Origin of the sequence: uncultured Lactobacillus sp. (genome assembly GCF_947367085.1) — a bacterium.
Lineage (GTDB): Bacteria > Bacillota > Bacilli > Lactobacillales > Lactobacillaceae > Lactobacillus.
This window is the reverse complement of the sequence record NZ_CANBCP010000027.1, coordinates 1-23,034: the sequence shown is the minus strand read 5'-3', so window position 1 is coordinate 23,034 and position 23,034 is coordinate 1. Positions and strand designations below refer to the sequence as shown.

Genomic DNA, 23,034 nt, shown 5'->3' with positions numbered 1-23,034 from the left:
TAAGGATGCCACTAGCATCGAACCATAAAAAGGAACAATCACGTACCATTCAAAAAAATTATTTTTTATGATTTCAAAATCATTAGTCATTCTATTTTGAAAATCTGCTACCTTGTGAAATTTTCTATCTTTAAAATAATGTTTAGCTATCTGATCACGGACTTTTTTGAAATATTCTTCTTCCTGAATATTATTCAAGTATTGAACAAAATAAATCACCGACTGAGCAAAGAACCAACACATTGCCATCAGCGCAGTCGTAATTCCTACCTCCCACCACAACTTTTCTTTAATGTAAGTTATCCAATACATCTGAATATAGCCAGCTATAATTCCACTTACACCTGACAAAATAGACAGCAGAGTAATAAAAAAGAAGCGTATTTTATTCGTATTGATAAATCCTCGAAAAGACATTTAATCCACCTCTTTTTTTAAATGAATTTCTCGATCAAACATATCGATCATATCTTGTGAAAAATTATGGGCAATCATAATAATCGTTTGTTTGGATTTAAGTAATTCTTTTATGATTGCTTCAGTAGTTGCACTATCAACGGCACTCGTTGCTTCATCAATTAATAAAAGATTACTATTATGAATATTGGCTCTTGCCAAAACCACCTTTTGTTTTTGACCACCAGATAAGTTTCCTTTGTCTAAATCCACCTGAGTCATTAAACCATTGGGCATTTTTTTGATATCTGCTGCTAATTGAACTTTTTCAACTGCTGCTTCAACTTCCTTATTTAATTTTGAATCAAACATTGTGATATTGCTTTTAATCGTATCAGGAAAAAGAGTATTATCTTGTGAAATATAGCCAATCTCTTCTGAATTAGGAATAAAAGATATGCCCGCTGTATCCCTATATTCCACATTGCCCCTTTCTGGTTTTAATTGCCCCAGTAACACTTTAAACAAAGTTGATTTTCCTGTACCACTATCTCCAGTCAACAATACTTTTTCACCCTTATTAATCAAAATATGTGGATAGACAATACTTTGACCATTTTCATAGGACACATGAAGATTGTTAACTTCAATTTGTGCAATTTTCTCATCTGAATCATTCTTATTCGGAAAAATTACAGGGTGCTGTAAATTCTCCATTTCTTGGCGTAACTTTTTAGAAGACTTAATTTGATTGAGACTTTCAGCAATGTACGTTACAGCATTCATGATTTGATTAGCAAAAATTCCCGAAGTAATAACTGCCCCAAAGACAATCTTTCCGGTTGCGTATAAATAAATTGAAAGAACAAGTAATAAAATTATGCCTAGCAAAGATACTATAGATGTTATTGCAGTTGCTAAATTACCCCAAAAGCAATCACGAAGGGTAGCAGCCTTTAAATTAGAAGTGGATTTTTTGATAGCACCTTCATAACTACCAAAACTTGCATACCGTCTTAATTCATCAAGTCCTTGGGCCCATTTTTCTATAGTATCAAGAAGTTGTTCATTTTCTTTCGTAACTTTAAAAGTTGCAGACGACGTCATTTTTTCGAATAATTTTGGCAGATAAAGACCAATAAATGCAAGCAGTAAGGTTAAAGCCACCAAGCTCCAATTAAATGTAAATAAGACTCCAATAGAAAATGTAATAGCTAATATTCTATGAAAAAGCGTTAACAGCGGTGTAGAATATTTAGAAGATAATTCTTGAATATTTGAATTTAAATTATTTTGAATTTCTGAAACTTTTTGATCTGCGCTCACAAATAAATACCTAGTAATATTGTTTCTTATTTGATGAATGTAGTCCTGAACTTGATGAACATACAATATATTTACGATCGCATCTAAAACTGTACTTACAAATTGCAAACTAGCAGATAAGACGATAAATATTAAAAATAAGTTTAAATTATTCTTTTTAATATAATTAAAGGCTGGTGTCATCAGATATGTGACACTTGTTGCAGTTACTGTTTCTAAAACTAATAACACACAAATATAAACAAATCTTATCTTATTTGTATTAAAAATACCTTTGGTATCCATTAGCTTGCTCCCTAATTATTAAGATGTGTTTAATAATATTACTAAATTTTAAAATATTCAATCTATTTCGGATTTAAATTTGCAAAACAAAAAAGCATCCCTGATTGGGATACTTTTGAAATATAAACGTAATCCACAGATTAACGTTTTGAGAACTTAGGATTAGTAAAACTAGAACAATTTTCCATTTTTGTGAAGTTCTATCTATTTAGTTCCAAACAATTAATCAAAAATATTAATTATATTGGATAAAACTGTAATAAAATACATAAATATGGAAAAGATTGTGACCAATTATGACCATTTTAGGTCGATTATCTTACTTAACTTCATCCTTGTGTGGATGGAGTTTTTTATTGATATATCAATAGAATGCTTACAGACAAAATCTTCACACAAACAAAAAGCTATTTTGCTTCTTTAAAATAAAAGCCTTGAGATATCACTAAATTGCTAGCTACTTCTTTTTGATCATCTGTTAAATCGTAAAAGCTCAATCTCATCCCACCTTCATATAAAACCAAAGCTAAATTATTTTCAGCTATTAATGCAATTTTTAGGCCAGTTTCTTCATTCTGGCAAAAGCGTCGGATAATCTTGCTTATTTCACTGTATTCTAAATAGTCTAGCAAGTTTTTATGTCTTAAATTATTAAGCGTAGAATCCTCATAATCCACATCTTCTAAGTAAATTTCAGATTGATAATAGCTGACTAATCCTAGAATTATCCATGCCATTTTCTTCGAATATTCATCATAATATTCTTCCTGCATAAAAGTTTCAAATTCATCAAATTTATCATTATCAGCTTGAAAGGTCTTAGGAAAGAAGTCCAAATATTCTATCTTAGATTCATTTTCATCCGCCAGATCTAAAATATTATTCAATTTACTTTCCAACAACTCGACCATCTCCTGCTAGGCTCGCAATTCTATTTTTACCTTTATACAATTTCCACTCACTACCTTTATGACCAGAAGTATCTTTTGAAATATGCCAATCTTTATAGTATCTATTATTGCCTCTTCGTTTACCCTGTTTATTTACAAAAAGATCAGTATTTACATTTCCATTACTTTTCTTTAATCTACTTGGAATTTGATCTTTTGCTTTTTTTATTTCACCAGCAGTACCTGACTTCTTTTTTGCTGTTCCATTCTTTATAGCTCTTTGAACTAAATTATAGATGCTACTACCCACACCATAGACAACGCCTCCTGCAATTACAATACCTGTGGCTGTCAACGCAACTTCTCCAAATCCAGGTATAAAATATACACCTGCCAAAGCTGGTGCAATTTTAGATTCACCATACGCGCTTGCTGGTAAAACAGTGCCTTGATTATTTTGTGAAATTACTAATGTATTAGTATTCGCATCTTTATCTGTAGAACTTGATACTGACAAATTATTATATTCTGGGTTCTCTACTTTTTCCTCACTATCCGCAAAAACTTGAGATGTTGGAGTAGCAACACTCAATCCTAATACTGCAACTAAAATGGCAGCTAAACATTTAAGCTTATTCTTTCTCATTAATATAAAGGCCCTTTCTAAAATGTTTTTAATAATTTTATATTATAGCCCATTAATAAGCAAGCTAAAAATAACACCTACGTTAAATTGTTTGTAATCCATGGTCTTAACCTTTCTGCTATACATGTTCGTCACCGCAATTATATGCAGATATTATATTATTCCTTTGCTAAATACTTTAAGCTATCCGCTAATTATCAACTTCTTTTATTCATCTCTACTTAAAACTTTATTTAAGTCAATTTCAGCTTGCATGTTGTCATAAAAGAATGGATCTATCTCAAACTGTTCTTCTATTAAAGTGCTAATATAAGTTTTCCCTACTTCTATAACTTTTTCTCTCATTTCAGACTATAGTCTATCTGAATTAGTTACTGGTTGATGCGCATACCATTGACCATTAACTAAAGATTTCCTACGATCATCAGTTTCATATTTAATAATCGAAGAAAACATATTAATTATTTCTAAGCCATTATTATAACTATCACTAACATATTTTTTAATACTTTGGCAATTTCCTCAACAACATATTTCTCTAATCTATTATCTAATTTTTTTGTCCTTTATCAAAAAAGAATTCTTGATGCGTTTTTTTATCTCATCTGAAATATAATAGTAAATATTTTCTATAGCTGACATAAGTGAATTAAACACAGTTGAATTATCTGGTTTTTCAGGTTCAATCGAATTCTCATATTTAGCAAAAATTTTTGCAAAAGGTAATAGGCAATTATGAACAAGATCAATCTGCACTGGACTTTGCTACAAATATGTAACTCCTGTTTCAAATACCTTCCTCATAAGATAATCATACTCACTATCTTTTCCCCATACTAATTCACATTGTGAAGAAAATTTAAGATTTTTAACAATACATTCTGATATTTTATTGTTCAATAAATATGGATTTCGTTTAGGACATGATTCAATCCTAACTACTGAAAAATATTATCTGGAATTAATGCCAGAAAAAAAAGCACTCGCAAGACGCGAATGCTTTAAACCTGTTGGATAGTCTATAATACTTTGACCAGCTTTGACCATCCAAGTCAAGCAAAACGTTGACATACCAACATTTTTGGTGGTAAATATTAACGCTTTGAGAATTGTGAAGCTTTGCGGGCTTTCTTCAAACCTGGCTTCTTTCTTTCCTTCATTCTTGGGTCACGAGTTAAGAAACCTGCCTTCTTCAATGGACCACGGAAATCGGGATCTACTTCAAGTAAAGCACGTGCAATACCTAAACGAATTGCACCAGCTTGACCTGAGAAACCACCACCGTTAACGTTAACTACTACGTCGTATTGACCTTCAGTTTCAGTTAATGCTAATGGTTGCTTTAAGTCTTGTACTAAGTTTGGATAAGGAATGTACTTAGTAACATCTTCTTTGTTAACAGTAATTTGACCGTTACCTGGTACTAAACGTACGCGCGCAACAGAATCCTTGCGGCGACCAGTTCCAGCATAAGCTGCTTGTTGTGCCATTGATTAAAACCTCCTAGATTAATTCGTTAATGTCTAACTTTTCAGGCTTTTGTGCTGCATGTTCGTGATCTTCACCAGCATAAACATGTAACTTCATGAATTCCTGGTGACCAAGAGTATTCTTTGGTAACATGCCCTTAACAGACAATTCAACCAATCTTACTGGGTTCTCAGCTAATAATTCACCTGCTGGAGTAGCTCTTAAACCACCACGGTAGTCTGAGTGGTGGTAGTAAATCTTATCAGTTGCCTTTTTACCAGTCAACTTCAATTTACCGGCGTTAACAACGATAACGTTGTCACCAGTATCTACATTTGGTGTGTATTGAGGCTTATTCTTACCTCTTAAAATTGATGCTACAGCAGTTGATAATCTACCAAGTGCAACATCAGTTGCATCGATAACATACCACTTACGCTTAATATCACTAGTTTTTGCTAATGGGGTAGTACGCAATTTGAATTCCTCCGTTTTCTTGTGTTTGACAAACAATAAGTTTCCGGGGCCTATCGTGGACAAACATACGTATATTAATTTACGTCGTTTTTGCCCAAATGTCAATGTTTTTTCTTATCTAACCTATATTTTTCAGGAACTTCATCATAAAAAACATGATACAAATACAATCCACTTGCTGGAGCCGTTGTCCGGACTTGCTGACGGTTCTTGGCTCTAATGACTCTTTGCAAATCGTGCACTGGTCGCTTGTTATTACCTATCTCAAGTAAGGCTCCCACCATGATCCGAACCATATTGTATAAAAAGCCATTGCCGATAAAGTCAAAAACTATTTCTTTTTCTTCAGGTCTAGTCGTTACATTCACATAATAAATAGTCCGAACTTTATCGATTATTTGCCCTCCGCTAGCAGCAAAGCTTGTAAAATCATGTTCGCCTAACAAATCTTGGGCTGCTAATTTGATCTTCTCAATATCAACTGGATAAGGATAGTGGCCTGTATAAAATCTCTTAAATGGATCTGTGAAATGATGCTGATCTACTACGTAACGATACCACTTACCTTTTGTTGAATACTGAACGTGAAAATTCTCGTCCACAATTTCACTTTCAAAAAACAAAATATCACGCGGCATCAAAGAATTCAGTGCTAACATCATATTTTTTGCTGGAATTTGTTTTCCAGGATAATCAAAGTGAATTACTTGACCTTTTGCATGCACCCCTGCATCGGTTCTTCCTGATCCATGAACGACGACACGCTGTCCTTTAGTCATCTTTTGTAAAGCTTTTTCGATTTCACCTTGAACAGTTCTTTGTTTAGGTTGTATTTGAAATCCATGAAATAAATGACCGTCATAGGCCATTGTCATCTTATATCTTGTCATTTTAAAGTATATTCCTAATGATTTCTAAATATTAATAAAAGCACGGTTAATAGGGCAAAAAAGGCAAAATTAATCCAATCATACTGACTCCACTTTAAAACGCGGTAGCGGCTCCTTTTTTCGCCTTCTCGATAGCCTCTAGATTCCATTGCAACAGCTAAATCGATAGCAATTGTCAACGAATTAATAAATAAAGGAACTAAGATTGGAATAATAGCTTTGGCTCTTTTTACTAATCCGCCATCATTAAAATCGGCACCACGTGCTCTTTGAGCATTCATAATTTTAACCGTTTCATCCATTAAAGTTGGTACGAATCTTAAGGCAATCGACATCACAAGGGCTATTTGACCAATCGGAACCTTTAAATACTTTAATGGTGTCAAAATCCATTCCATACCTTCCGATATTTCTAAAGGTGTTGTTGTTAAAGTCAATACTGTCGACATTAAGATAATCATTACAAATCTAATGAAAATATATATTGAGTTTTCAATTCCATAATGACTAATATTTAAAATCCCCCAGTGCCAATAGACTTTACCCCCTGTTGTAAAAAACAACTGTAAAACTGAGGTAAATAAAATTAGCCAAATCAGTGGTCGGACACCTTGCCAAAAAGTTTTTATTTTTAATTTAGTAGCAAATACCGCAGCAAAAGTGAATAACGTGATCAATGAATATGTAATCCAATTATTCGCAAGAAAAATTAATGCGATAAAGAAAAATGCCGCAATAATCTTACCTCGTGGATCCATTTTATAAATTATGGAATTACCTGGAATATAGCGACCAATTATAATTTTACTCATTATATTCCCTCATTTTCTTACTGATACTTTTGGCTAACTGCTCGATGGTTAATGGAGTTTGTTTTAACTTAAAACCATTTTGCTTGAGCGTTTGAGCAAATCGAGCCGCATGTGGTTGGTTTAAATAATGCTCTGCTAACCATTCAGGATTCTCAAACAAGTCAGCAACAGTAGTATGCTTGATCAATTTTGCTTGCTGTAAAACCAGCACATCATCAGCATATTGGGCCACATCATCCATTTCATGAGTTATCAAAATAACTGTATGTCCGTTTTTCTGATACTCTTTAAAAATAGACATGATTTCTTTTCGTCCTACTGGGTCTAATCCAGCAGCAGGTTCATCTAGACATAAGATTTCTGGCTCATAAGCTAAAACTCCGGCAATAGCTACTCGCCGCATTTGACCGCCTGATAAATCAAATGGTGATTGTTCATAGAGTTCTTCTTTAATACCCAATCTTTTTAGCCATTTCTTTGCATTTTTTTCGGCTAAATCAGCATCCATGCCGAAATTTAAAGGTCCAAACATCGCATCTTTTAAAATAGTTTCAGCAAATAATTGATTCTCAGGAAACTGAAAGACAATACCAACTTTTTTTCTCAAAGATTTTAAGTTTTTATTTGTAGTTTTGCTAGTTATATCAAATCCAGCTAACTTAATTTCACCAGAAGTTGGCTTTAGCAGAGCATCAAAGTGTTGCAACAATGTGGACTTACCGCTTCCTGTATGACCAATAATTGCAATAAAATTACCATCTGTTAGATTGAAGCTAATATCTTTTAACCCTTGATACTCAAATGGCGTACCTTGATTGTATATATAATTTACATTTTTGAATTCAATTGACACAGATACTCCACCATCTTTTCTTCAGTGGAAACATCAGAGGGTATTTCCACGCCATTTTTACTAAGTTCTTGCTTAAGTTCATAAATAAAAGGTAAGCCTAAGCCTGCCTTTTTTATCATTTCCATGTTAGAAAATATCTTTTCAGGCTTACCCTGAGCAACTTTCTTACCACTATCTAAAACCAAAATATCATCAGAATGCAAGGTTTCTTCGATATTATGGGTAATAGATATTACCGTCATTCCTTTTTGCTGTTGTAATTTTCGAATTAATTTTAATATACTATTACGTCCCTCAGGATCTAACATACTCGTCGATTCATCTAAAATAATTATTTTAGGTTCAATAGCAATAATCCCCGCTATCGCAACTCGCTGCTTTTGTCCTCCAGATAACATTTGCGGTTCAGCATTTTTATAACTTTGCATTCCAACAGCACTTAATGCCGCATCAACTCGCTTTATCATCTCACTACGTGGGACATTTCTATTCTCTAATCCGAAAGCTACATCGTCTTGAACATTAGTCCCAACGAATTGGTTATCTGGATTTTGAAAAACTATCCCTATTTTGTCTCTAATTTTCCATAGGTTTTCTGAATTTAGTTCTAGGCCATCAATAACTATTTTGGTATCTGGATTTTCTTCGGGAACTAATAACCCGTTGAGAAGTCTCGATAGAGTTGACTTACCGCTCCCGTTATGCCCAATTATTGACAACCATTGATTTTCTTGCACCTTAAAAGAGATATTTTTTAACGCTAAATCTGTTGCATCTTTATATTTATAACTTAAATTCTCTACTTCAATAATTTGTTTTGTCATCGCAAGGCTTCTTTCAATATTTATAAATATTGTACTAAAAAAAGTGCAAAAAAAAAATCATCCACGAAGAGGGATGTATAAAACATCTAAGCTAGACTAGGCAAAAGCCACCATCATCGCGCTTATTCTCGCTTTCGTGAAAGATTTATAAATTCAATAATTTAAACTAGTTTAATTATACTAATTCAATAATAACCATTGGTGCAGCATCACCTTTACGAGGATTTGCCATCTTGTACATTCTAGTGTAACCACCATTACGGTCTTTGTAACGAGGTGCAATATCGCTGAACAATTTTTGTAAAGCAGACTTTACAACGACTGCATCTTTTTCTTCATGGATATCAGCAATTTCGTTACGAACAAAAGCAGCAGCTTTTCTTCTTGCGCTTAAGTCACCACGCTTACCAAGAGTAATCATTTTTTCAGTAGTCTTACGTACTTCTTTACCACGAGTTTCAGTAGTAACAATACGTTCATTCATGATTAATTGGGTAGTCAATTCTCTAAGCATAGCTTTTCTATGAGCACTGTCACGACCTAATTTACGGTATGCCATTATTTTCCCTCCTTATGTTGTATAACTTAATCTTCTTGACGAAGTGAAAGACCAAGTTCTGCAAGTTTATTCTTTACTTCTTCTAATGATTTACGTCCCAAATTACGTACACGCATCATATCTGCTTCGGATTTATCAGTTAATTCTTGTACGGTATTAATACCTGCTCTCTTCAAGCAGTTGTATGAACGAACAGAAAGATCTAACTCCTCTATAGTCATCTCAAGTTTCTTTTCGTTCTTGTTGTCTTCTTTTTCTACCATAACATCGTCAAACTGAGCACCCATATCAGTAGACATAAATACCTTAAAGTGTTCTTCAAGGATTTTTGCAGCGAAACTAAGGGCATCATTAGGTGTGATTGAACTGTTGGTCCAAATTTCCAAAGTTAATTTATCATAATCGTCTCTCTTACCTACACGAGTACTTTCAACTTGATAGTTTACTTTCTTAATAGGTGAAAAGAGTGAGTCGACTGGAATTACCCCAATTGGCATCTCATCAGTCTTATTTTCACTTGCTGGAACATATCCGCGACCATTTTTAATCGCAACGTTCATATGCAAATGACCACCATCAGCAATAGTACAAATATATTGATCAGGATTTAAGACTTCAACATCGGAATCAACCTTCAAATCTGCAGCAGTAACTACAGCTGGACCTGTTACATCAATTTCTGCGATCTTTTCTTCATCTGAGAGTGACTTTAATTCTAGTTTCTTCAAATTAAGAATGATTTTAGTGACGTCTTCTCTAACGCCAGGAACTGTAGAAAATTCGTGTAACACACCATCAATTTGAATGTAAGAAAGTGCTGTTCCGGGAATAGAAGTTAATAAAACTCGACGGAGTGAGTTACCTAAAGTAGTCCCAAAACCGCGTTCCAGTGGTTCAACAACAAACTTACCGTAAGATTCTTCTTGGTCAACAACGGTAACATTTGGTTTTTCAAATTCAATCATTACTGGGCCCCTTTCAAAACGTAATGTCCTGCATGCAGGAATAAACTAGACACGACGACGTTTTGGTGGTCTGGAACCGTTGTGCGGTACTGGAGTAACGTCTCGAATAGCAGTAATTTCAAGACCAGTTGCTTGAAGAGCTCTAATAGCAGCTTCACGACCTGCACCTGGGCCCTTTACTGAAACTTCAACATGCTTCATGCCTTGATCCATTGCAGCTTTTGCGGCAGCTTCTGCTGACATTTGGGCAGCAAATGGAGTAGACTTACGACTACCTTTAAAACCCAAAGCACCAGCGGATGACCATGCAACTGCATTACCTTGTACGTCAGTAATCATGACTAAGGTATTATTGAACGTTGAATGAATGTGAGCAACGCCGCTTTCGACATGCTTCTTTACACGGCGTTTACGTGCTGTTTTCTTTGCAGCCATTAACTTAACCTCCTATTTTACTTTTTCTTTGAACCCTTACGAGTTCTTGCATTATTTTTGGTATTTTGTCCACGAACGGGTAAGCCACGACGGTGACGCATACCACGGTATGAACCGATTTCAACTAAACGCTTAATGTTAAGGCTAACTTCACGACGTAAGTCACCTTCAACACGATACTTATCAACTTCACTACGAAGCTTTTCTTGATCTTCTGGAGTTAAGTCGTTAGTACGTACGTCTTCTGAAACACCAGCATCTTTACAGATCTTTTTTGCAGTTGGTTCACCAATACCATAAATGTAAGTTAAAGCTACAACAACTCTCTTATCTCTTGGTAAGTCAACACCAGCAATACGTGCCATTAATTGCACCTCCTATTTTTAACTAATTAAATTAACCTTGACGTTGTTTGTGCTTAGGGTTTGCAGAGCAAATTACCATAACACGACCATGTCTTTTGATGATTTTACAATGTTCACACATTGGTTTAACAGATGGTCTAACTTTCATCTTTGCCTCCGTAATTACTTAATAAAACGATACGTAATCCTACCCTTAGTTAAATCATAAGGAGACAATTCTACAGTAACTCTATCTCCAGGCAAAATACGAATGTAGTGCATTCTAATCTTACCGGAAACATGTGCTAAAATAGTTGCTCCATTTTCTAATTCAACTTTAAACATAGCATTAGGTAAAGTATCTACTACTTTACCTTCTACTTCAATGACATCTTCTTTTGCCAAAATAGTTCCTCCAATGAGAAATAAGTCACACTTAGGAATTATAACACGGACTGATAAAAATACAATTCTTAAATTAGTCTTTACTCAAAATCTTGTCGACATCAGCAAAAACTTGTTCAGGAGTTTGTTCTCCATTCACAACTGAAAGAATACCTTTCTTTTCATAATAATCACGAAGTGGGGTATTCATTTTTTTGTTGACTTCTAATCTATTCTTAACAACTTCAGGTTTGTCATCTTCACGTTGGAAGAAATTATGACCTCCACAACGATCACATGTACCTTCAACTTTAGTTGGATTAGAGATTTTATTGTAAGTTGCTCCACAATCTTTACAGATATATCTTGCTGATAGACGCTTGATCAATACGTCTTCATCAACATCGATTGCAATCACATTAGTTAAAGGTTTATTTAAACGTTTGGTAATACCATCTAATAATTCCGCTTGAACCGTCGTTCTTGGAAATCCATCTAAAATGTAACCTTTATCTGTATCAGATTGTTTAAGCCTTTCTTCAACTAATTTTGCAGTTACTTCGTCCGGTACTAAATTACCTTTATCAATGTAGCTCTTAGCTTCTAAACCGACTGGGGTTTGTTTAGCCATTGCTTCTCTAAACATATCTCCGGTAGAGATATGTGCAATTTTATATTTATCAACAATGCGTTCTGAAACAGTACCTTTACCTGCACCAGGTAAGCCTAAAAGTATTAAATTAATCATTTCTATTCCTATCTAATAAAACCAACATATTCACGTTTCATAAGAAGTCCGTCAACCTGACGAGCTAATTCAAGGACAACACCGATAACAATTAATAAACTTGTACCGCCAAGTCCAATAGAACTTGGTAATCCCCAAATATTTGTTGCCAATTGAGGAAGTAATGCAACTAATCCTAAAAATACGGCCCCTACAGTTGATAATCTAATTAATATCTTTGATACATATTGCTGTGTATCTTTACCTGGCCAAACGCTAGGAATATAAGCACCTTGCTTTTGCAAGTTCTCAGCCAATTTTTCTGGATTAACTTGAACAAAAGCATAAAAGAAAGTAAACAAAATAATTAAAAATGTATAAATTAATGAACCTGGTGTAGTTTGTAAACTAAATATTTCACTGCAGATCTTAAACCATTGTTCATCTCCATGCGTTCTTTGAAAAGCCATTAAAATGGTTGCTGGAGTAATAATGAAAGAACTGGCAAAGATAACTGGAATAACTCCAGATACGTTCACTTTAAGTGGTAGGAAACTTTCGGAGCCACTTGTTACTGCTCTACGAGTATATTGAATTGGAACTCGGAGATCAGCTTGTTGAAACCATGTAACAAACTGAGTTACCACTAATATGGCAATAATGATCCCAATGAAGAACAATATACCTTGCCAACGGTCGCTAGCATTATTGTTAGTAATGAAATCTTTATATAATTGATAAAGACCATTTGGTAGTCTAGCAATAATACCTGCAAAAATTAACACAGATACTCCATTACCTAATCCTTTATCAGTAATTTCATCACCAAGCCAAGTTAACAGCATAGTACCAGCCGTCATAATGATTGCAATTTCAACATAAGTTTGGGGGGTTTGGCTTTTAACTAACCCCATTTGTGTCAAAACATTAAACCCAAGCGTGATACCAATACTTTGAACAAATGCAACTACTAAAGCTAAGTATCTTGTGACTTGGTTTGTCTTTCGACGACCAACTTCACCTTGCTTACCCCATTCAACTAATTTAGGAACAATGTCCATCTGTAACAATTGAATAACAATTTGAGCAGTGATATAAGGTGAAACACCTAGTGAAAAGATAGAATAATTGTCTAATCCACCACCACTAACAGTATCTAACATTGGAACCAAACCAGTTTGAGCTACTTTAGTTATTGCTTTTGCATTAACACCAGGAACAGTAATATTAGCGCCTATGCGATAAAGCAGAAGGATAAATAGAGTAAAAAATATTTTATTTCTTATTTCTTTATCCTTAAAGGCGTTCTTCAAGGTTGAGAACATTAAATCACCTCAATAGTTCCACCAGCAGCTTCAACTGCCTTTTTAGCAGCTTCAGAAGCCTTGTTAACTTTAACAGTTAATTTAGACTTCAACTCGCCGTTAGCTAACAATTTTACTCCTGAAAGTTCTTTCTTAACTAAACCTGCGTTTTTCAAAGTTTCAACAGTAACTTCACTGCCGTCTTCGAATCTATTCAAGTCTTCTACGTTTACAACTGCATATTCTTTACGGTTAACGTTGTTAAAACCACGTTTAGGCATTCTTCTGAACAAAGGCATTTGTCCACCTTCAAAACCTAAACGAGTCTTACCACCAGTACGAGCTAATTGACCCTTTTGACCACGTCCAGCGGTTTTTCCGTAACCACTTGAAGTACCACGTCCAACACGTTTTCTATTGCGACGAGAACCTGCAGCAGGCTTTAATTCATTAAGCTTCATTTATTGGCACCTCCTTGTATCCTTTTAATCCTTGACTTCTTCAACAGAAATTAAGTGTGCAATCTTCAATAAAGCGCCACGAGTTGCAGCGTTGTCAGGAAGAACAACAGTGCTATTAATCTTACCAAGGCCGAGAGCTTTAACAATCTTTCTTTGCTTTGGTAGACGGTGAGCGACGCTTTTAATTAAGGTAACTTTTAAATTAGTCATTTATATAATCTCCTTAATCTTCTAAGCTTTTTGCTGATTCACGAAGTTTCAAAACATCTTCGCGAGTCTTCAATTTCTTCAAACCGTCCATAGTAGCACGGATAACATTAATAGGAGTGTTTGATCCTAATGATTTAGAAGTAACATCTGAGATACCTGCTAAATCCATAATGATACGTACAGCACCACCAGCTGCAACCCCAGAACCAGCTTCAGCTGGCTTCAACATAATGTTACCAGAACCATAGTGACCAGTAACTTCATGAGGAATGGTAGTTCCAACAGTTGGAACTTTAATCATTCTCTTCTTACCAGCTTCAACTGCTTTGCGGATAGCTTCTGGGACTTCTTGAGCTTTACCAGTACCAAAGCCTACATGACCTTTTCTGTCGCCGACAATAACAACTGCTGCAAATCTCATGCGACGGCCACCTTTAACAACCTTGGTGATCCGGTTAATTGCGACTAATTGATCTTCGATATCGTCCTTTTTACGATCTTTGCGAGAATCTCTACGAGAATCGTTGCGGTTTGCCATTAGTTAATTCTCCTTTCCTAGAATTCTAATCCGTTTTCACGGGCTGCATCTGCAAGAGCTTGTACACGTCCGTGGTATAAGTAACCACTTCTATCAAATACAACACTCTTAATATTCTTTTTAGTTGCAGCTTCAGCTAAAGCCTTACCTACTGCAGCAGCTTGTTCCATCTTAGAACCTTCTGCTGAAATAGATTTATCATTTGTTGAGGCACTTGCAAGCGTTACACCCTCTACATCATCAATTAATTGAGCGTAGATGTTTTTATTAGAACGGAAAATACTTAAGCGTGGGCGCTCAGCAGTACCAGAAATCTTACCACGAATACGTTTATGACGCTTTAAGCGTAATTTGTTTTTATCTGGTTTAGAAATCACAATTTCACCTCAAAAATATTCTATTTATTATTTACCAGTCTTACCTTCCTTACGACGAACGTATTCATCTTCATAACGAATACCTTTGCCCTTGTAAGGTTCTGGTGGACGGACATCACGAATTTCTGCTGCAAATTGACCTACAACTTGCTTCGAAATTCCTTCAACTTCAATTGAAGTAGCAGAAGGAGTTTTTACAGTGATACCTTCTGGAGCTTCAAATTCTACAGGATGTGAGTAACCAACATTTAAAGTTAATTTCTTTCCTTGAGCTACTGCACGGTAACCAACACCGATTAAAGTTAATTTCTTAACATAACCATCGGTTACACCTTCGATCATTGAAGCTAAGTTAGCTCTTTCAGTACCATGAAGAGCTTTGTCTGCTTCACTAGAACGTGAAAAATGAATTTCACCATCTTTTTGTTCGAAGGTAATACGTGGATCAAAATATCTTGTAAGTTCACCTTTTGGTCCCTTTACAGTAATATCATCACCATTTTTGGTAACAGTGACTGTATCAGGAACTTCGATGACCTTTAAACCAATTCGGCTCATTTATTGTTCTCCTTTCTGTCAAAATTACCAAACATAGGCAATAACTTCGCCACCGACATTCTTTTCTCTAGCTTCTTTATCAGTAATTACACCAGCAGAAGTAGAAATGATTGCGATGCCAAGACCGTTAAGAACCTTTGGTAAGTTTTCGGCACTTACGTAATTTCTCAAACCTGGTTTAGAAATACGCTTTAAGCCTGAAATTACACGTTCATTGTTTGGTCCATACTTCAAAAAGATTTTAATGATACCTTGTTTGTTATCTTCTTCAACTTGGTAATCACGAATAAAACCTTCTTGTTTTAAGATCTCACTAAGTGATTTTTTCATTGATGATGCAGGAATTTCAACTGAATCATGTCTTGCCATGTTAGCATTTCTGATTCTAGTTAAGTAATCTGCAATCGGATCAGTCATGACCATTTAATTTGCCTCCTTACCGTATTTTACCAACTTGCCTTTTTAAGACCAGGGATTTGACCCTTGTGTGCTAAGTCTTTTAAGCAAATACGGCATAACTTAAACTTGCGGTAAACAGAGTGTGGACGACCACATCTTTCACAACGAGTGTATTCACGAGATGAGAACTTAGCAGGACGATGATTTCTGACGATTTGTGATGTTTTAGCCATTAATGTCCTCCAAATTATTTAGCAAAAGGCATACCAAAATCTGCAAGAAGTTCACGAGCTTCTTCATCAGTATTGGCAGTAGTTACAATAACAACGTCCAAACCTCTTACGCGGTTTACTTTATCATAATCAATTTCAGGGAAAATCAATTGTTCTCTGATACCTAAAGTGTAGTTTCCACGACCATCAAATGATCTTGAACTAACACCACGGAAATCACGAACTCGAGGAAGTGAAACGTTGATTAATTTATCTAAGAAATCATACATTCTATCGCCTCTAAGAGTAACCTTAGCACCAATAGACATACCTTCACGAAGACGGAAGTTTGCGATAGATTTCTTAGCTTTAGTAATCAAAGGCTTTTGACCAGAGATAAGTGTAAGTTCTTCAACTGCTTCGTCTAAATTCTTAGCGTTAGAAACAGCATCACCAACACCCATATTTAAAACGATCTTTTCGATCTTAGGAATTTGCATTACAGAATTGTAATTAAACTTTTCATTTAAAGCTGGAGCAATTTCTTTTGAATATTTTTCAGCTAAACTATTTGCCATTTGAGTCCTCCCTCCTATTTCTTATCTTCTTTTTTACTTGCTTTTTCAATAACTTTTACATTAGAAGCATGGATTGAACCTTCTTTTTCAACTACGCCACCATTAGCGTTAGTTTGTGAAGGTTTTTCGTGCTTCTTGATTTTGTTGACACCCTTGACAACGACACGGTTAGTTTTGGCGTTGACTGAAAGAACAGTGCCTTCCTTGCCCTTATCTTTACCGGCAATAACCTTTACTTTGTCACCTGTTTTAACAAACATCAGTGCACCTCCCTAAATTTTTATAATACTTCAGGAGCAAGAGAAACGATCTTCATAAAATCGTTCTCACGCAGTTCACGAGCAACTGGCCCAAAAATACGAGTTCCACGAGGACTCTTATCAGCGTTAATAATAACTGCTGCATTTTCGTCGAACTTAATGTATGAACCATCTTCACGACGTGCACCTGATTTTGTTCTAACAATAACTGCCTTTACGACGTCACCTTTTTTGACAACGCCACCTGGTGTTGCTTGTTTAACAGTAGCAACGATAATATCACCAATATTACCGGTCTTACGCTTAGAACCACCTAAAATTTTGATAACTAGAAGTTCTCTTGCACCGGAGTTGTCAGCAACCTTTAAACGGCTTTCGTGTTGGATCACTAGTATATCCTCCCCTCAAAAAAATCCGTAATATTAAACAGACTTCTTAACGATCTTAGTTAAACGGTAACGCTTCGCATGTGATAATGGACGGGTTTCCATGATACGAACAGTATCGCCAATTTTAGCTTCGTTGTTTTCATCATGAGCGTAGTATTTCTTAGAATACTTAATACGCTTCTTGTAAACAGGGTGGTTCTTGTAAGTATCAACAACTACAGTGATAGTCTTATCCATCTTGTCAGAAACAACGCGACCTTGATATACGTGACGACGGTTTCTTTCGTTAGTTTCGCTCAAGTTAATTACTCCCTTCCAATACTAATCGTTACTTAATTCTTTTTCGCTAAGAATTGTTTTAATTCTAGCAATATTCTTACGGACTTGTCTCAAGCGAGCGGTGTTCTCTAATTGACCCGTTGCTTGTTGGAAACGCAAGTTAAAGAGTTCTTCTTTATATTGCTTTTCCTTTTCTAACATTTGATCAGTGGTTAATGCTCTGATATCTTTAGCCTTCATTAGATTCGCCACCTACTTCCGAACTCTTCTTTACAAACTTAGTCTTAATTGGGAGCTTGTTAGAAGCAAGTCTTAATGCTTCACGAGCAACGTCTTCTGAAACGCCACCGATTTCAAACATAATCTTGCCTCTTTTAACAACTGCTACCCAACCAGCTGGTGCACCTTTACCAGAACCCATACGAACACCAACACCTTTAGCAGTGTAGGACTTTTGTGGGAAGATTCTAATCCAAACACGTCCACCACGCTTCATGTAACGAGTCATGGCAATACGTGCAGCTTCGATTTGTCTATTAGTAATCCAGTGAGATTCAACAGCTTCTAAACCATATTCACCAAATGCAATGGTTTTACCGCCTTTAGCTTCACCACGCATTTTACCGCGGAATTCACGACGGTGTTTTACACGCTTAGGTACTAACACTATTAGTTTCCTCCCTTCGCTTTCTTAGAAGTTGGCTTGTTCTTGCGTTGTGGTAAAATTTCACCACGGTTAATCCAAACCTTAACTCCGATTTGACCATAAGTAGTATTTGCTTCTACCCATGCATAATCAATGTCAGCTCTTAAAGTATGAAGTGGAACACTACCTTCAGTGTGCCATTCTCTTCTGGCCATATCTGCACCGTTTAAACGACCTGCAGTTTGTACTTTGATACCTTTTGCGCCAGAACGCATTGATCTTTGAGTTGCTTGACGAGTAGCACGTCTAAAAGCAATTCTTGCTTCAAGTTGACGAGCAATACCTTCGCCAACTAACTTAGCATCTAAATCAGGCTTCTTAATTTCAACAATGTTAATGTGAACATTCTTCTTAGTTAAAGCGTTAAGTTCTTTTCTTAAAGCTTCAACTTCTTTACCACCTTTACCGATAACCATACCTGGTTTAGCAGTGTGGATTGAAATATTAATTCTGTTTGCGGCACGTTCAATTTCAACAGTTGATACTGATGCGTCAGCTAACTTATCGGAGATAAACTTTCTAATACGTAAATCTTCATTTAAAGTGTTAGCGTAATCTTTATCTGCGTACCACTTTGCTTCCCAATCACGGTTAACTCCGAGACGGAAACCATTTGGGTTAATCTTTTGACCCATTCAATTTACCTCCTTTAATCGTTCTTTTCTGAAACTACAACGACTACGTGGCTGGTTCTCTTGTTGATTGGAGAAGCCATACCTTTAGCACGTGGACGGAATCTCTTCAAAGTAGCACCTTCGTTTACATATGCTTCTGATACATAAAGATTTGCACTTTCAAGATCGTAGTTATGTTCTGCGTTAGCAATTGCTGACTTTAGAACTTTTTCAACGATAGGGGAAGCTGCTCTTGGAGTGAATTGCAAAATAGCTAATGCTTCAGCAACGCTCTTTCCGCGAATAAGGTCTACAACCAAGCGGGCTTTTCTAGGAGCGATTCGAACAGTTCTTGCTTCAGCTCTAGCTGAATTGATTTGTTCTGCCATTTAAATGTTTCTCCTTTCTATTATTTACCTGCGGTAGTTGTTGCCTTATCAGCAACCTTATGACCATGGAAAGTTCTAGTTGGAACAAATTCACCCAACTTGTGACCTACCATATCTTCAGTAATATAAACTGGAACATGTTTTCTACCATCGTAAACAGCTATTGTAAAACCAACAAAAGAAGGGAAAATAGTTGAACGACGGGACCAGGTTTTAATTACTTGCTTCTTTTCGGAACCTTCTTGGGCTTCGATTTTCTTTAAAAGGCTTGCATCAGCAAAAGGACCTTTTTTAATACTACGGCTCATTAATTAACCTCCTTTGTTTAACTATTTGTTACCCTTACGGTGACGAATAATAAGCTTTTCACTTCTTGCTTTAGAGTTTCTAGTCTTAATACCACGAGACTTCTTACCCCATGGAGTCATTGGTTGTGGACGTCCAACAGGTGCTTTACCTTCACCACCACCATGTGGGTGATCGTTAGGGTTCATTACAGAACCACGTGATTGTGGACGCTTGCCAAGCCAACGCTTACGACCAGCTTTACCTAATTGAATTAATGAGTGTTGTTCATTACCAACTGAACCAACAGTAGCGCGGCAAGATGATAAGATACGACGAACTTCACCACTTTGTAATCTAACCAAAGTGTATTTACCATCATTACCAAGAACTTGAGCAACAGTACCAGCACTTCTTACTAATTGACCACCTTTACCAGGTTTCAATTCGATATTGTGAACTTCAGTACCAGCTGGGATAGCAGATAATGGTAACGCATTACCTGGCTTAATATCAGCATTAACACCTGATTCAACGATGTCGCCAACCTTAAGGCCTTTAGGTGCAATGATGTATGCTTTGATACCGTCAGTGTAATGAAGAAGTGCAATGTTAGCAGATCTATTTGGATCGTATTCGATTGCCTTAACAACTGCTTTTACATCATCTTTAGTACGCTTGAAGTCAATAACACGGTATTTTTGCTTATGTCCACCACCACGGTGTCTTACAGTGATGTGGCCGTATGAGTTACGACCAGCAGTATGACTTTGTGATTCAAGTAAAGTCTTTTCAGGCTTTTTCTTGGTAATTTCAGCAAAATCTGAAGAAGTCATATTACGTCTGCCGTTTGTGGTTGGCTTATATTTGATTATTGCCAATTGACTGACCTCCTATTTACTTATCTTCTTTTTCATCATTGAAGATCTTAATATCATTAGAATCTTCAGTTAATGTAACGATTGCTTTTCTACGACGAGCAGTCTTACCAGTGTAACGGCCGACTCTCTTATTTTTGCCACGAACATTCATGATGTTTACGCCTTTAACTTTTACGTCAAAGATTTCTTCAACTGCATCACGAACTTGAGTCTTGGTAGCTGATACAAGTACATCAAAAGTGTACTTCTTATCATCCATTAAGTTCATTGACTTTTCGGTAACTACAGGCCGTAAGATGATATCACGTGCATCCATTATGCCAAAACCTCCTCAATTCTCTTAAGTGCGTCTTGAGTTAATAACATTTTTTCGTAGTTAACCGCATCAACAATATTTAAGCCTTCAACAGGAATTACCTTAACGTTCTTAAGGTTCTTACCTGATAATTTTACATTTTCATTATCAGAAATAACTAATACCTTGCCTGAAGCTTTTGCACTATCTAAAATTGCTTTCAATTCTTTAGTCTTTGGTGCATCTAAAGTAAGTTGGTCAAGAACGATTAAATCGTTGTCAGCAACTTTTTGTGAAAGAACTGACTTCATAGCTAAACGACGTGCTTTACGTGGCATGTCCATCTTGTATGAACGAGGGGTAGGACCAAATACAACACCACCGCCACGCCATTGTGGAGCTCTAATGGAACCTTGACGAGCACGACCAGTACCCTTTTGTCTCCAAGGCTTCTTACCCCCGCCACGAACAGCTGATCTATTTTTAACAGCAGAAGTACCTTGGCGCTTGCCGGCTCTTTGTCTAATGATTGCGTCAAAAACGACACTTTCGTTAGGTTCAATACCGAAGATTTCTTCGTTTAAATCTACATTACCAGCAGATTTACCCTTTTGATCGATAACTTGTAAATTAGCCATTATACTCCTCCTTCCTATTTAGCAGCCTTTGCAGCTGATTTAACAATAATTAATGAGTTTTTAGCTCCTGGAACATTACCTTTAATTAAAAGTACGTTCTTTTCAGGAACAACTTTTTCGATTACTAAATTTTGAACAGTGACTGTCTTGCCACCCATGTGACCAGGTAACTTCTTACCCTTAGGTACACGGTTAATGATAGAACCCATTGAACCAGGAACTCTGTGATATCTTGAACCGTGAGTTTCAGGACCTCTTGATTGGCCCCAACGCTTAATGTTACCTTGAGTACCATGACCCTTTGAAGTTCCAGTAACGTCAACTACGTCACCTTCACTAAATGAGTCCACCGTGATTTCTGAGCCGACTTCGTAATCCTTAAGCTCAACATCACGGATTTCCCGAATGAAGCGCTTAGGTGAAGTCTTTGCTTTTGCAGCATGACCTTTGGCTGGCTTGTTGCTCAAAACTTCGCGCATGTCTTGGTAACCTACTTGAACTGCTTCGTAACCGTCTGATTCGTTAGTTTTAACTTGTAAAACTACGTTAGGGGTCGCTTCGATAACAGTTACAGGAACCAAAACACCTTTATCAGTGAAGATTTGAGTCATGCCGACCTTTTTTCCTAAGATTCCTTTGGTCATGATTACACCTCCATATGTGTTTTAAAACTATAACTTAATCTCGATATCTACGCCGCTTGGTAAATCAAGCTTCATTAATGAATCTACTGTCTTTGGAGTAGGATTCAAAATGTCAATTAAGCGCTTGTGCGTACGAATTTCAAATTGTTCACGTGAATCCTTGTTCATGTGTGGTGAACGTAAAACAGTGAACAAAGTTCTTTCAGTAGGCAATGGAACTGGACCAGAAATTTCTGCACCAGTTCTTTGCGCAGTAGCTACAATCTTAGCAGCTGATTCATCGAGAATACCATGTTCGTAAGACTTTAATCTAATACGAATTTGTTGACTTGCCATCTAATAACCTCCTTCGTCTTCTTTAAAAGATGACTAGCTCGGCAAAAATTACCGACATACCTCTGTGGCAATGCAGCCTGGTGTGCCGCAACCTTTTGCGTCGAAGCATAAAAAATTGTGCAAGGCAGAGTCCACCTGCCCAAATTGCACGTTTATTATTGTACTGTGTATTTCCTTAAATATCAAGGGTTTAAACGATATTTCTCAAATTTTTTCATAAAAAAAGAAGAAAGTAACTTGTTACTTTCTTCTTATAATATAGAAATTAATTATTCAGCAGATTCATTTCCGCCACGTTTTTTAATAATTTCTTCTTGGATAGACTTAGGAGTTGGTGAGTAGTGATCAAATACCATAGTAAATGTACCACGACCTTGAGTTGATGAACGCAAAGTAGT

Annotated in this window: 39 protein-coding genes and 2 pseudogenes; 1 reads left to right on the top strand and 40 read right to left on the bottom strand. The window is 36.1% G+C overall.

The genetic code is table 11. From position 1 onward, the window contains the following. The 4 genes and pseudogenes from Q0Y70_RS05985 to Q0Y70_RS05970 form a co-directional block, all read right to left on the bottom strand. Positions 1-417 (bottom strand): annotated as a pseudogene (locus Q0Y70_RS05985) (ABC transporter ATP-binding protein); the annotation flags it as partial. Beyond that, positions 418-2,007, bottom strand: coding sequence for an ABC transporter ATP-binding protein (locus tag Q0Y70_RS05980; protein ID WP_297818156.1), 1,590 nt, complete (start codon positions 2,005-2,007; stop codon positions 418-420). A 407-nt stretch (positions 2,008-2,414) separates the two neighbouring features. Further along, positions 2,415-2,909 (bottom strand): hypothetical protein, encoded by a 495-nt coding sequence (locus Q0Y70_RS05975; RefSeq protein ID WP_297818153.1) that lies wholly within the window; start codon positions 2,907-2,909, stop codon positions 2,415-2,417. Then, positions 2,896-3,543, bottom strand: a complete 648-nt coding sequence (locus Q0Y70_RS05970) for a hypothetical protein (RefSeq protein ID WP_297818148.1) — start codon at positions 3,541-3,543, stop codon at positions 2,896-2,898. Before Q0Y70_RS05970 ends, Q0Y70_RS05975 begins: the two co-directional genes overlap by 14 nt. A gap of 913 nt (positions 3,544-4,456) precedes the next feature. On the opposite strand from Q0Y70_RS05970, the pseudogene Q0Y70_RS05965 reads away from it, so the two are divergent. Then, positions 4,457-4,568, top strand: a pseudogene (locus tag Q0Y70_RS05965) (site-specific integrase); the annotation flags it as partial. Positions 4,569-4,637: 69 nt separating this feature from the next. Here Q0Y70_RS05965 and rpsI read toward each other — a convergent pair. From rpsI to Q0Y70_RS05785, 36 genes are all read right to left on the bottom strand, one after another. After that, positions 4,638-5,033: a 30S ribosomal protein S9 gene (gene rpsI / locus Q0Y70_RS05960; RefSeq protein WP_297818145.1), complete on the bottom strand. Its 396-nt coding sequence runs from the start codon at positions 5,031-5,033 to the stop codon at positions 4,638-4,640. Positions 5,034-5,046: 13 nt separating this feature from the next. Continuing rightward, positions 5,047-5,490, bottom strand: coding sequence for a 50S ribosomal protein L13 (gene rplM / locus Q0Y70_RS05955; protein WP_008469882.1), 444 nt, complete (start codon positions 5,488-5,490; stop codon positions 5,047-5,049). A gap of 101 nt (positions 5,491-5,591) precedes the next feature. Next, positions 5,592-6,380 carry a tRNA pseudouridine(38-40) synthase TruA gene (gene truA / locus Q0Y70_RS05950; RefSeq protein ID WP_297818141.1) on the bottom strand — a complete coding sequence of 263 codons (789 nt, stop codon included), beginning with the start codon at positions 6,378-6,380 and terminating at the stop codon, positions 5,592-5,594. 14 nt (positions 6,381-6,394) lie between these two features. Further along, entirely contained in the window at positions 6,395-7,192 is a 798-nt protein-coding gene (locus Q0Y70_RS05945) for an energy-coupling factor transporter transmembrane protein EcfT (RefSeq protein WP_297818139.1), read from the bottom strand. Further along, a complete protein-coding gene (locus Q0Y70_RS05940) occupies positions 7,185-8,045 on the bottom strand; it encodes an energy-coupling factor transporter ATPase (RefSeq protein WP_297818135.1) in 861 nt (286 codons plus the stop codon). Before Q0Y70_RS05940 ends, Q0Y70_RS05945 begins: the two co-directional genes overlap by 8 nt. Further along, complete coding sequence (locus Q0Y70_RS05935) at positions 8,021-8,869, bottom strand: energy-coupling factor ABC transporter ATP-binding protein (RefSeq protein ID WP_297818133.1); 849 nt, start codon at positions 8,867-8,869, stop codon at positions 8,021-8,023. Before Q0Y70_RS05935 ends, Q0Y70_RS05940 begins: the two co-directional genes overlap by 25 nt. Positions 8,870-9,044: 175 nt before the next feature. Further along, the gene (gene rplQ, locus Q0Y70_RS05930; RefSeq protein WP_297818130.1) at positions 9,045-9,428 is read right to left on the bottom strand and encodes a 50S ribosomal protein L17; all 384 of its coding nucleotides are present in this window, start codon (positions 9,426-9,428) and stop codon (positions 9,045-9,047) included. A 26-nt stretch (positions 9,429-9,454) separates the two neighbouring features. Next, entirely contained in the window at positions 9,455-10,393 is a 939-nt protein-coding gene (locus Q0Y70_RS05925; RefSeq protein ID WP_297818126.1) for a DNA-directed RNA polymerase subunit alpha, read from the bottom strand. Between the two features lie 45 nt (positions 10,394-10,438). After that, positions 10,439-10,828, bottom strand: a complete 390-nt coding sequence (rpsK, locus tag Q0Y70_RS05920) for a 30S ribosomal protein S11 (RefSeq protein WP_008469892.1) — start codon at positions 10,826-10,828, stop codon at positions 10,439-10,441. 17 nt (positions 10,829-10,845) lie between these two features. Then, positions 10,846-11,193: a 30S ribosomal protein S13 gene (gene rpsM / locus Q0Y70_RS05915; RefSeq protein ID WP_008469894.1), complete on the bottom strand. Its 348-nt coding sequence runs from the start codon at positions 11,191-11,193 to the stop codon at positions 10,846-10,848. A gap of 31 nt (positions 11,194-11,224) precedes the next feature. Continuing rightward, a complete protein-coding gene (rpmJ, locus tag Q0Y70_RS05910) occupies positions 11,225-11,341 on the bottom strand; it encodes a 50S ribosomal protein L36 (protein WP_003647815.1) in 117 nt (38 codons plus the stop codon). Positions 11,342-11,355: 14 nt separating this feature from the next. Then, complete coding sequence (infA, locus tag Q0Y70_RS05905) at positions 11,356-11,577, bottom strand: translation initiation factor IF-1 (protein ID WP_003647816.1); 222 nt, start codon at positions 11,575-11,577, stop codon at positions 11,356-11,358. 73 nt (positions 11,578-11,650) lie between these two features. Next, a complete protein-coding gene (locus Q0Y70_RS05900) occupies positions 11,651-12,304 on the bottom strand; it encodes an adenylate kinase (protein ID WP_297818118.1) in 654 nt (217 codons plus the stop codon). A gap of 8 nt (positions 12,305-12,312) precedes the next feature. After that, the gene (gene secY / locus Q0Y70_RS05895; protein ID WP_297818115.1) at positions 12,313-13,608 is read right to left on the bottom strand and encodes a preprotein translocase subunit SecY; all 1,296 of its coding nucleotides are present in this window, start codon (positions 13,606-13,608) and stop codon (positions 12,313-12,315) included. Next, positions 13,608-14,048, bottom strand: coding sequence for a 50S ribosomal protein L15 (gene rplO, locus Q0Y70_RS05890; protein ID WP_297818112.1), 441 nt, complete (start codon positions 14,046-14,048; stop codon positions 13,608-13,610). The genes secY and rplO overlap by 1 nt, the downstream gene beginning before the upstream one ends. 24 nt (positions 14,049-14,072) lie before the next feature. Next, the gene (gene rpmD / locus Q0Y70_RS05885) at positions 14,073-14,258 is read right to left on the bottom strand and encodes a 50S ribosomal protein L30 (RefSeq protein WP_297818109.1); all 186 of its coding nucleotides are present in this window, start codon (positions 14,256-14,258) and stop codon (positions 14,073-14,075) included. Between the two features lie 13 nt (positions 14,259-14,271). After that, on the bottom strand, positions 14,272-14,796 hold the full coding sequence (gene rpsE / locus Q0Y70_RS05880) for a 30S ribosomal protein S5 (protein WP_008469909.1): 525 nt from the start codon (positions 14,794-14,796) through the stop codon (positions 14,272-14,274). A gap of 17 nt (positions 14,797-14,813) precedes the next feature. Then, positions 14,814-15,173, bottom strand: coding sequence for a 50S ribosomal protein L18 (gene rplR, locus Q0Y70_RS05875; protein ID WP_297818106.1), 360 nt, complete (start codon positions 15,171-15,173; stop codon positions 14,814-14,816). Between the two features lie 27 nt (positions 15,174-15,200). Next, the gene (gene rplF / locus Q0Y70_RS05870; RefSeq protein WP_297818103.1) at positions 15,201-15,731 is read right to left on the bottom strand and encodes a 50S ribosomal protein L6; all 531 of its coding nucleotides are present in this window, start codon (positions 15,729-15,731) and stop codon (positions 15,201-15,203) included. 24 nt (positions 15,732-15,755) lie between these two features. Further along, on the bottom strand, positions 15,756-16,154 hold the full coding sequence (gene rpsH, locus Q0Y70_RS05865; RefSeq protein ID WP_297818100.1) for a 30S ribosomal protein S8: 399 nt from the start codon (positions 16,152-16,154) through the stop codon (positions 15,756-15,758). Positions 16,155-16,177: 23 nt separating this feature from the next. After that, positions 16,178-16,363: a type Z 30S ribosomal protein S14 gene (locus tag Q0Y70_RS05860; RefSeq protein WP_006729422.1), complete on the bottom strand. Its 186-nt coding sequence runs from the start codon at positions 16,361-16,363 to the stop codon at positions 16,178-16,180. Positions 16,364-16,377: 14 nt separating this feature from the next. After that, the gene (gene rplE / locus Q0Y70_RS05855; RefSeq protein WP_008469918.1) at positions 16,378-16,920 is read right to left on the bottom strand and encodes a 50S ribosomal protein L5; all 543 of its coding nucleotides are present in this window, start codon (positions 16,918-16,920) and stop codon (positions 16,378-16,380) included. Positions 16,921-16,934: 14 nt separating this feature from the next. Beyond that, positions 16,935-17,180: a 50S ribosomal protein L24 gene (gene rplX, locus Q0Y70_RS05850; protein WP_297818089.1), complete on the bottom strand. Its 246-nt coding sequence runs from the start codon at positions 17,178-17,180 to the stop codon at positions 16,935-16,937. Positions 17,181-17,200: 20 nt separating this feature from the next. Continuing rightward, positions 17,201-17,569, bottom strand: a complete 369-nt coding sequence (rplN, locus tag Q0Y70_RS05845; RefSeq protein WP_008469920.1) for a 50S ribosomal protein L14 — start codon at positions 17,567-17,569, stop codon at positions 17,201-17,203. A gap of 33 nt (positions 17,570-17,602) precedes the next feature. Beyond that, positions 17,603-17,869 carry a 30S ribosomal protein S17 gene (gene rpsQ, locus Q0Y70_RS05840; RefSeq protein WP_008469921.1) on the bottom strand — a complete coding sequence of 89 codons (267 nt, stop codon included), beginning with the start codon at positions 17,867-17,869 and terminating at the stop codon, positions 17,603-17,605. A 21-nt stretch (positions 17,870-17,890) separates the two neighbouring features. Next, positions 17,891-18,088 carry a 50S ribosomal protein L29 gene (rpmC, locus tag Q0Y70_RS05835; RefSeq protein WP_008469922.1) on the bottom strand — a complete coding sequence of 66 codons (198 nt, stop codon included), beginning with the start codon at positions 18,086-18,088 and terminating at the stop codon, positions 17,891-17,893. Then, a complete protein-coding gene (rplP, locus tag Q0Y70_RS05830) occupies positions 18,078-18,515 on the bottom strand; it encodes a 50S ribosomal protein L16 (RefSeq protein ID WP_297818081.1) in 438 nt (145 codons plus the stop codon). Before rplP ends, rpmC begins: the two co-directional genes overlap by 11 nt. A gap of 2 nt (positions 18,516-18,517) precedes the next feature. Continuing rightward, positions 18,518-19,189, bottom strand: a complete 672-nt coding sequence (rpsC, locus tag Q0Y70_RS05825; RefSeq protein WP_008469924.1) for a 30S ribosomal protein S3 — start codon at positions 19,187-19,189, stop codon at positions 18,518-18,520. A gap of 14 nt (positions 19,190-19,203) precedes the next feature. Beyond that, on the bottom strand, positions 19,204-19,557 hold the full coding sequence (rplV, locus tag Q0Y70_RS05820) for a 50S ribosomal protein L22 (RefSeq protein WP_297818076.1): 354 nt from the start codon (positions 19,555-19,557) through the stop codon (positions 19,204-19,206). A gap of 20 nt (positions 19,558-19,577) precedes the next feature. After that, complete coding sequence (gene rpsS / locus Q0Y70_RS05815; RefSeq protein ID WP_008469927.1) at positions 19,578-19,865, bottom strand: 30S ribosomal protein S19; 288 nt, start codon at positions 19,863-19,865, stop codon at positions 19,578-19,580. A 21-nt stretch (positions 19,866-19,886) separates the two neighbouring features. After that, positions 19,887-20,723 carry a 50S ribosomal protein L2 gene (gene rplB / locus Q0Y70_RS05810; RefSeq protein WP_297818072.1) on the bottom strand — a complete coding sequence of 279 codons (837 nt, stop codon included), beginning with the start codon at positions 20,721-20,723 and terminating at the stop codon, positions 19,887-19,889. 16 nt (positions 20,724-20,739) lie between these two features. Further along, positions 20,740-21,039 carry a 50S ribosomal protein L23 gene (gene rplW, locus Q0Y70_RS05805; protein WP_008469929.1) on the bottom strand — a complete coding sequence of 100 codons (300 nt, stop codon included), beginning with the start codon at positions 21,037-21,039 and terminating at the stop codon, positions 20,740-20,742. Beyond that, positions 21,039-21,656, bottom strand: a complete 618-nt coding sequence (rplD, locus tag Q0Y70_RS05800) for a 50S ribosomal protein L4 (RefSeq protein ID WP_297818063.1) — start codon at positions 21,654-21,656, stop codon at positions 21,039-21,041. Before rplD ends, rplW begins: the two co-directional genes overlap by 1 nt. A gap of 14 nt (positions 21,657-21,670) precedes the next feature. Then, the gene (gene rplC, locus Q0Y70_RS05795; protein ID WP_297818055.1) at positions 21,671-22,300 is read right to left on the bottom strand and encodes a 50S ribosomal protein L3; all 630 of its coding nucleotides are present in this window, start codon (positions 22,298-22,300) and stop codon (positions 21,671-21,673) included. Between the two features lie 27 nt (positions 22,301-22,327). Beyond that, on the bottom strand, positions 22,328-22,636 hold the full coding sequence (gene rpsJ / locus Q0Y70_RS05790; protein WP_283600265.1) for a 30S ribosomal protein S10: 309 nt from the start codon (positions 22,634-22,636) through the stop codon (positions 22,328-22,330). A 269-nt stretch (positions 22,637-22,905) separates the two neighbouring features. Continuing rightward, on the bottom strand, positions 22,906-23,034 hold a 129-nt coding region (locus Q0Y70_RS05785; RefSeq protein WP_297818159.1), incomplete at its 5' end, for a hypothetical protein.

Bases quoted from the DNA above. Each gene is read 5' to 3' on its own strand.
- rpmJ (WP_003647815.1), bottom strand. From the start codon at position 11,341: ATGAAAGTTAGACCATCTGTTAAACCAATGTGTGAACATTGTAAAATC.
- rpsH (WP_297818100.1), bottom strand. From the start codon at position 16,154: ATGGTCATGACTGATCCGATTGCAGATTACTTAACTAGAATCAGAAAT.
- Q0Y70_RS05900 (WP_297818118.1), bottom strand. From the start codon at position 12,304: ATGATTAATTTAATACTTTTAGGCTTACCTGGTGCAGGTAAAGGTACT.
- rplX (WP_297818089.1), bottom strand. From the start codon at position 17,180: ATGTTTGTTAAAACAGGTGACAAAGTAAAGGTTATTGCCGGTAAAGAT.
- rpsS (WP_008469927.1), bottom strand. From the start codon at position 19,865: ATGAGCCGTAGTATTAAAAAAGGTCCTTTTGCTGATGCAAGCCTTTTA.
- Q0Y70_RS05980 (WP_297818156.1), bottom strand. From the start codon at position 2,007: ATGGATACCAAAGGTATTTTTAATACAAATAAGATAAGATTTGTTTAT.
- rplE (WP_008469918.1), bottom strand. From the start codon at position 16,920: ATGGCAAATAGTTTAGCTGAAAAATATTCAAAAGAAATTGCTCCAGCT.
- rpmD (WP_297818109.1), bottom strand. From the start codon at position 14,258: ATGACTAATTTAAAAGTTACCTTAATTAAAAGCGTCGCTCACCGTCTA.
- rpmC (WP_008469922.1), bottom strand. From the start codon at position 18,088: ATGAAGGCTAAAGATATCAGAGCATTAACCACTGATCAAATGTTAGAA.
- rpsC (WP_008469924.1), bottom strand. From the start codon at position 19,189: ATGGGTCAAAAGATTAACCCAAATGGTTTCCGTCTCGGAGTTAACCGT.
- Q0Y70_RS05970 (WP_297818148.1), bottom strand. From the start codon at position 3,543: ATGAGAAAGAATAAGCTTAAATGTTTAGCTGCCATTTTAGTTGCAGTA.
- rplF (WP_297818103.1), bottom strand. From the start codon at position 15,731: ATGAGCCGAATTGGTTTAAAGGTCATCGAAGTTCCTGATACAGTCACT.
- rpsJ (WP_283600265.1), bottom strand. From the start codon at position 22,636: ATGGCAAGTCAACAAATTCGTATTAGATTAAAGTCTTACGAACATGGT.
- Q0Y70_RS05945 (WP_297818139.1), bottom strand. From the start codon at position 7,192: ATGAGTAAAATTATAATTGGTCGCTATATTCCAGGTAATTCCATAATT.
- Q0Y70_RS05935 (WP_297818133.1), bottom strand. From the start codon at position 8,869: ATGACAAAACAAATTATTGAAGTAGAGAATTTAAGTTATAAATATAAA.
- rplO (WP_297818112.1), bottom strand. From the start codon at position 14,048: ATGAAGCTTAATGAATTAAAGCCTGCTGCAGGTTCTCGTCGCAATAGA.
- rplW (WP_008469929.1), bottom strand. From the start codon at position 21,039: ATGGATGCACGTGATATCATCTTACGGCCTGTAGTTACCGAAAAGTCA.
- rpsE (WP_008469909.1), bottom strand. From the start codon at position 14,796: ATGGCAAACCGCAACGATTCTCGTAGAGATTCTCGCAAAGATCGTAAA.
- rplV (WP_297818076.1), bottom strand. From the start codon at position 19,557: ATGGCAGAACAAATCAATTCAGCTAGAGCTGAAGCAAGAACTGTTCGA.
- rplQ (WP_297818130.1), bottom strand. From the start codon at position 9,428: ATGGCATACCGTAAATTAGGTCGTGACAGTGCTCATAGAAAAGCTATG.
- rpsK (WP_008469892.1), bottom strand. From the start codon at position 10,828: ATGGCTGCAAAGAAAACAGCACGTAAACGCCGTGTAAAGAAGCATGTC.
- rplD (WP_297818063.1), bottom strand. From the start codon at position 21,656: ATGGCTAATTTACAAGTTATCGATCAAAAGGGTAAATCTGCTGGTAAT.
- secY (WP_297818115.1), bottom strand. From the start codon at position 13,608: ATGTTCTCAACCTTGAAGAACGCCTTTAAGGATAAAGAAATAAGAAAT.
- Q0Y70_RS05860 (WP_006729422.1), bottom strand. From the start codon at position 16,363: ATGGCTAAAACATCACAAATCGTCAGAAATCATCGTCCTGCTAAGTTC.
- truA (WP_297818141.1), bottom strand. From the start codon at position 6,380: ATGACAAGATATAAGATGACAATGGCCTATGACGGTCATTTATTTCAT.
- rpsI (WP_297818145.1), bottom strand. From the start codon at position 5,033: ATGGCACAACAAGCAGCTTATGCTGGAACTGGTCGCCGCAAGGATTCT.
- Q0Y70_RS05925 (WP_297818126.1), bottom strand. From the start codon at position 10,393: ATGATTGAATTTGAAAAACCAAATGTTACCGTTGTTGACCAAGAAGAA.
- rpsM (WP_008469894.1), bottom strand. From the start codon at position 11,193: ATGGCACGTATTGCTGGTGTTGACTTACCAAGAGATAAGAGAGTTGTT.
- rplC (WP_297818055.1), bottom strand. From the start codon at position 22,300: ATGACCAAAGGAATCTTAGGAAAAAAGGTCGGCATGACTCAAATCTTC.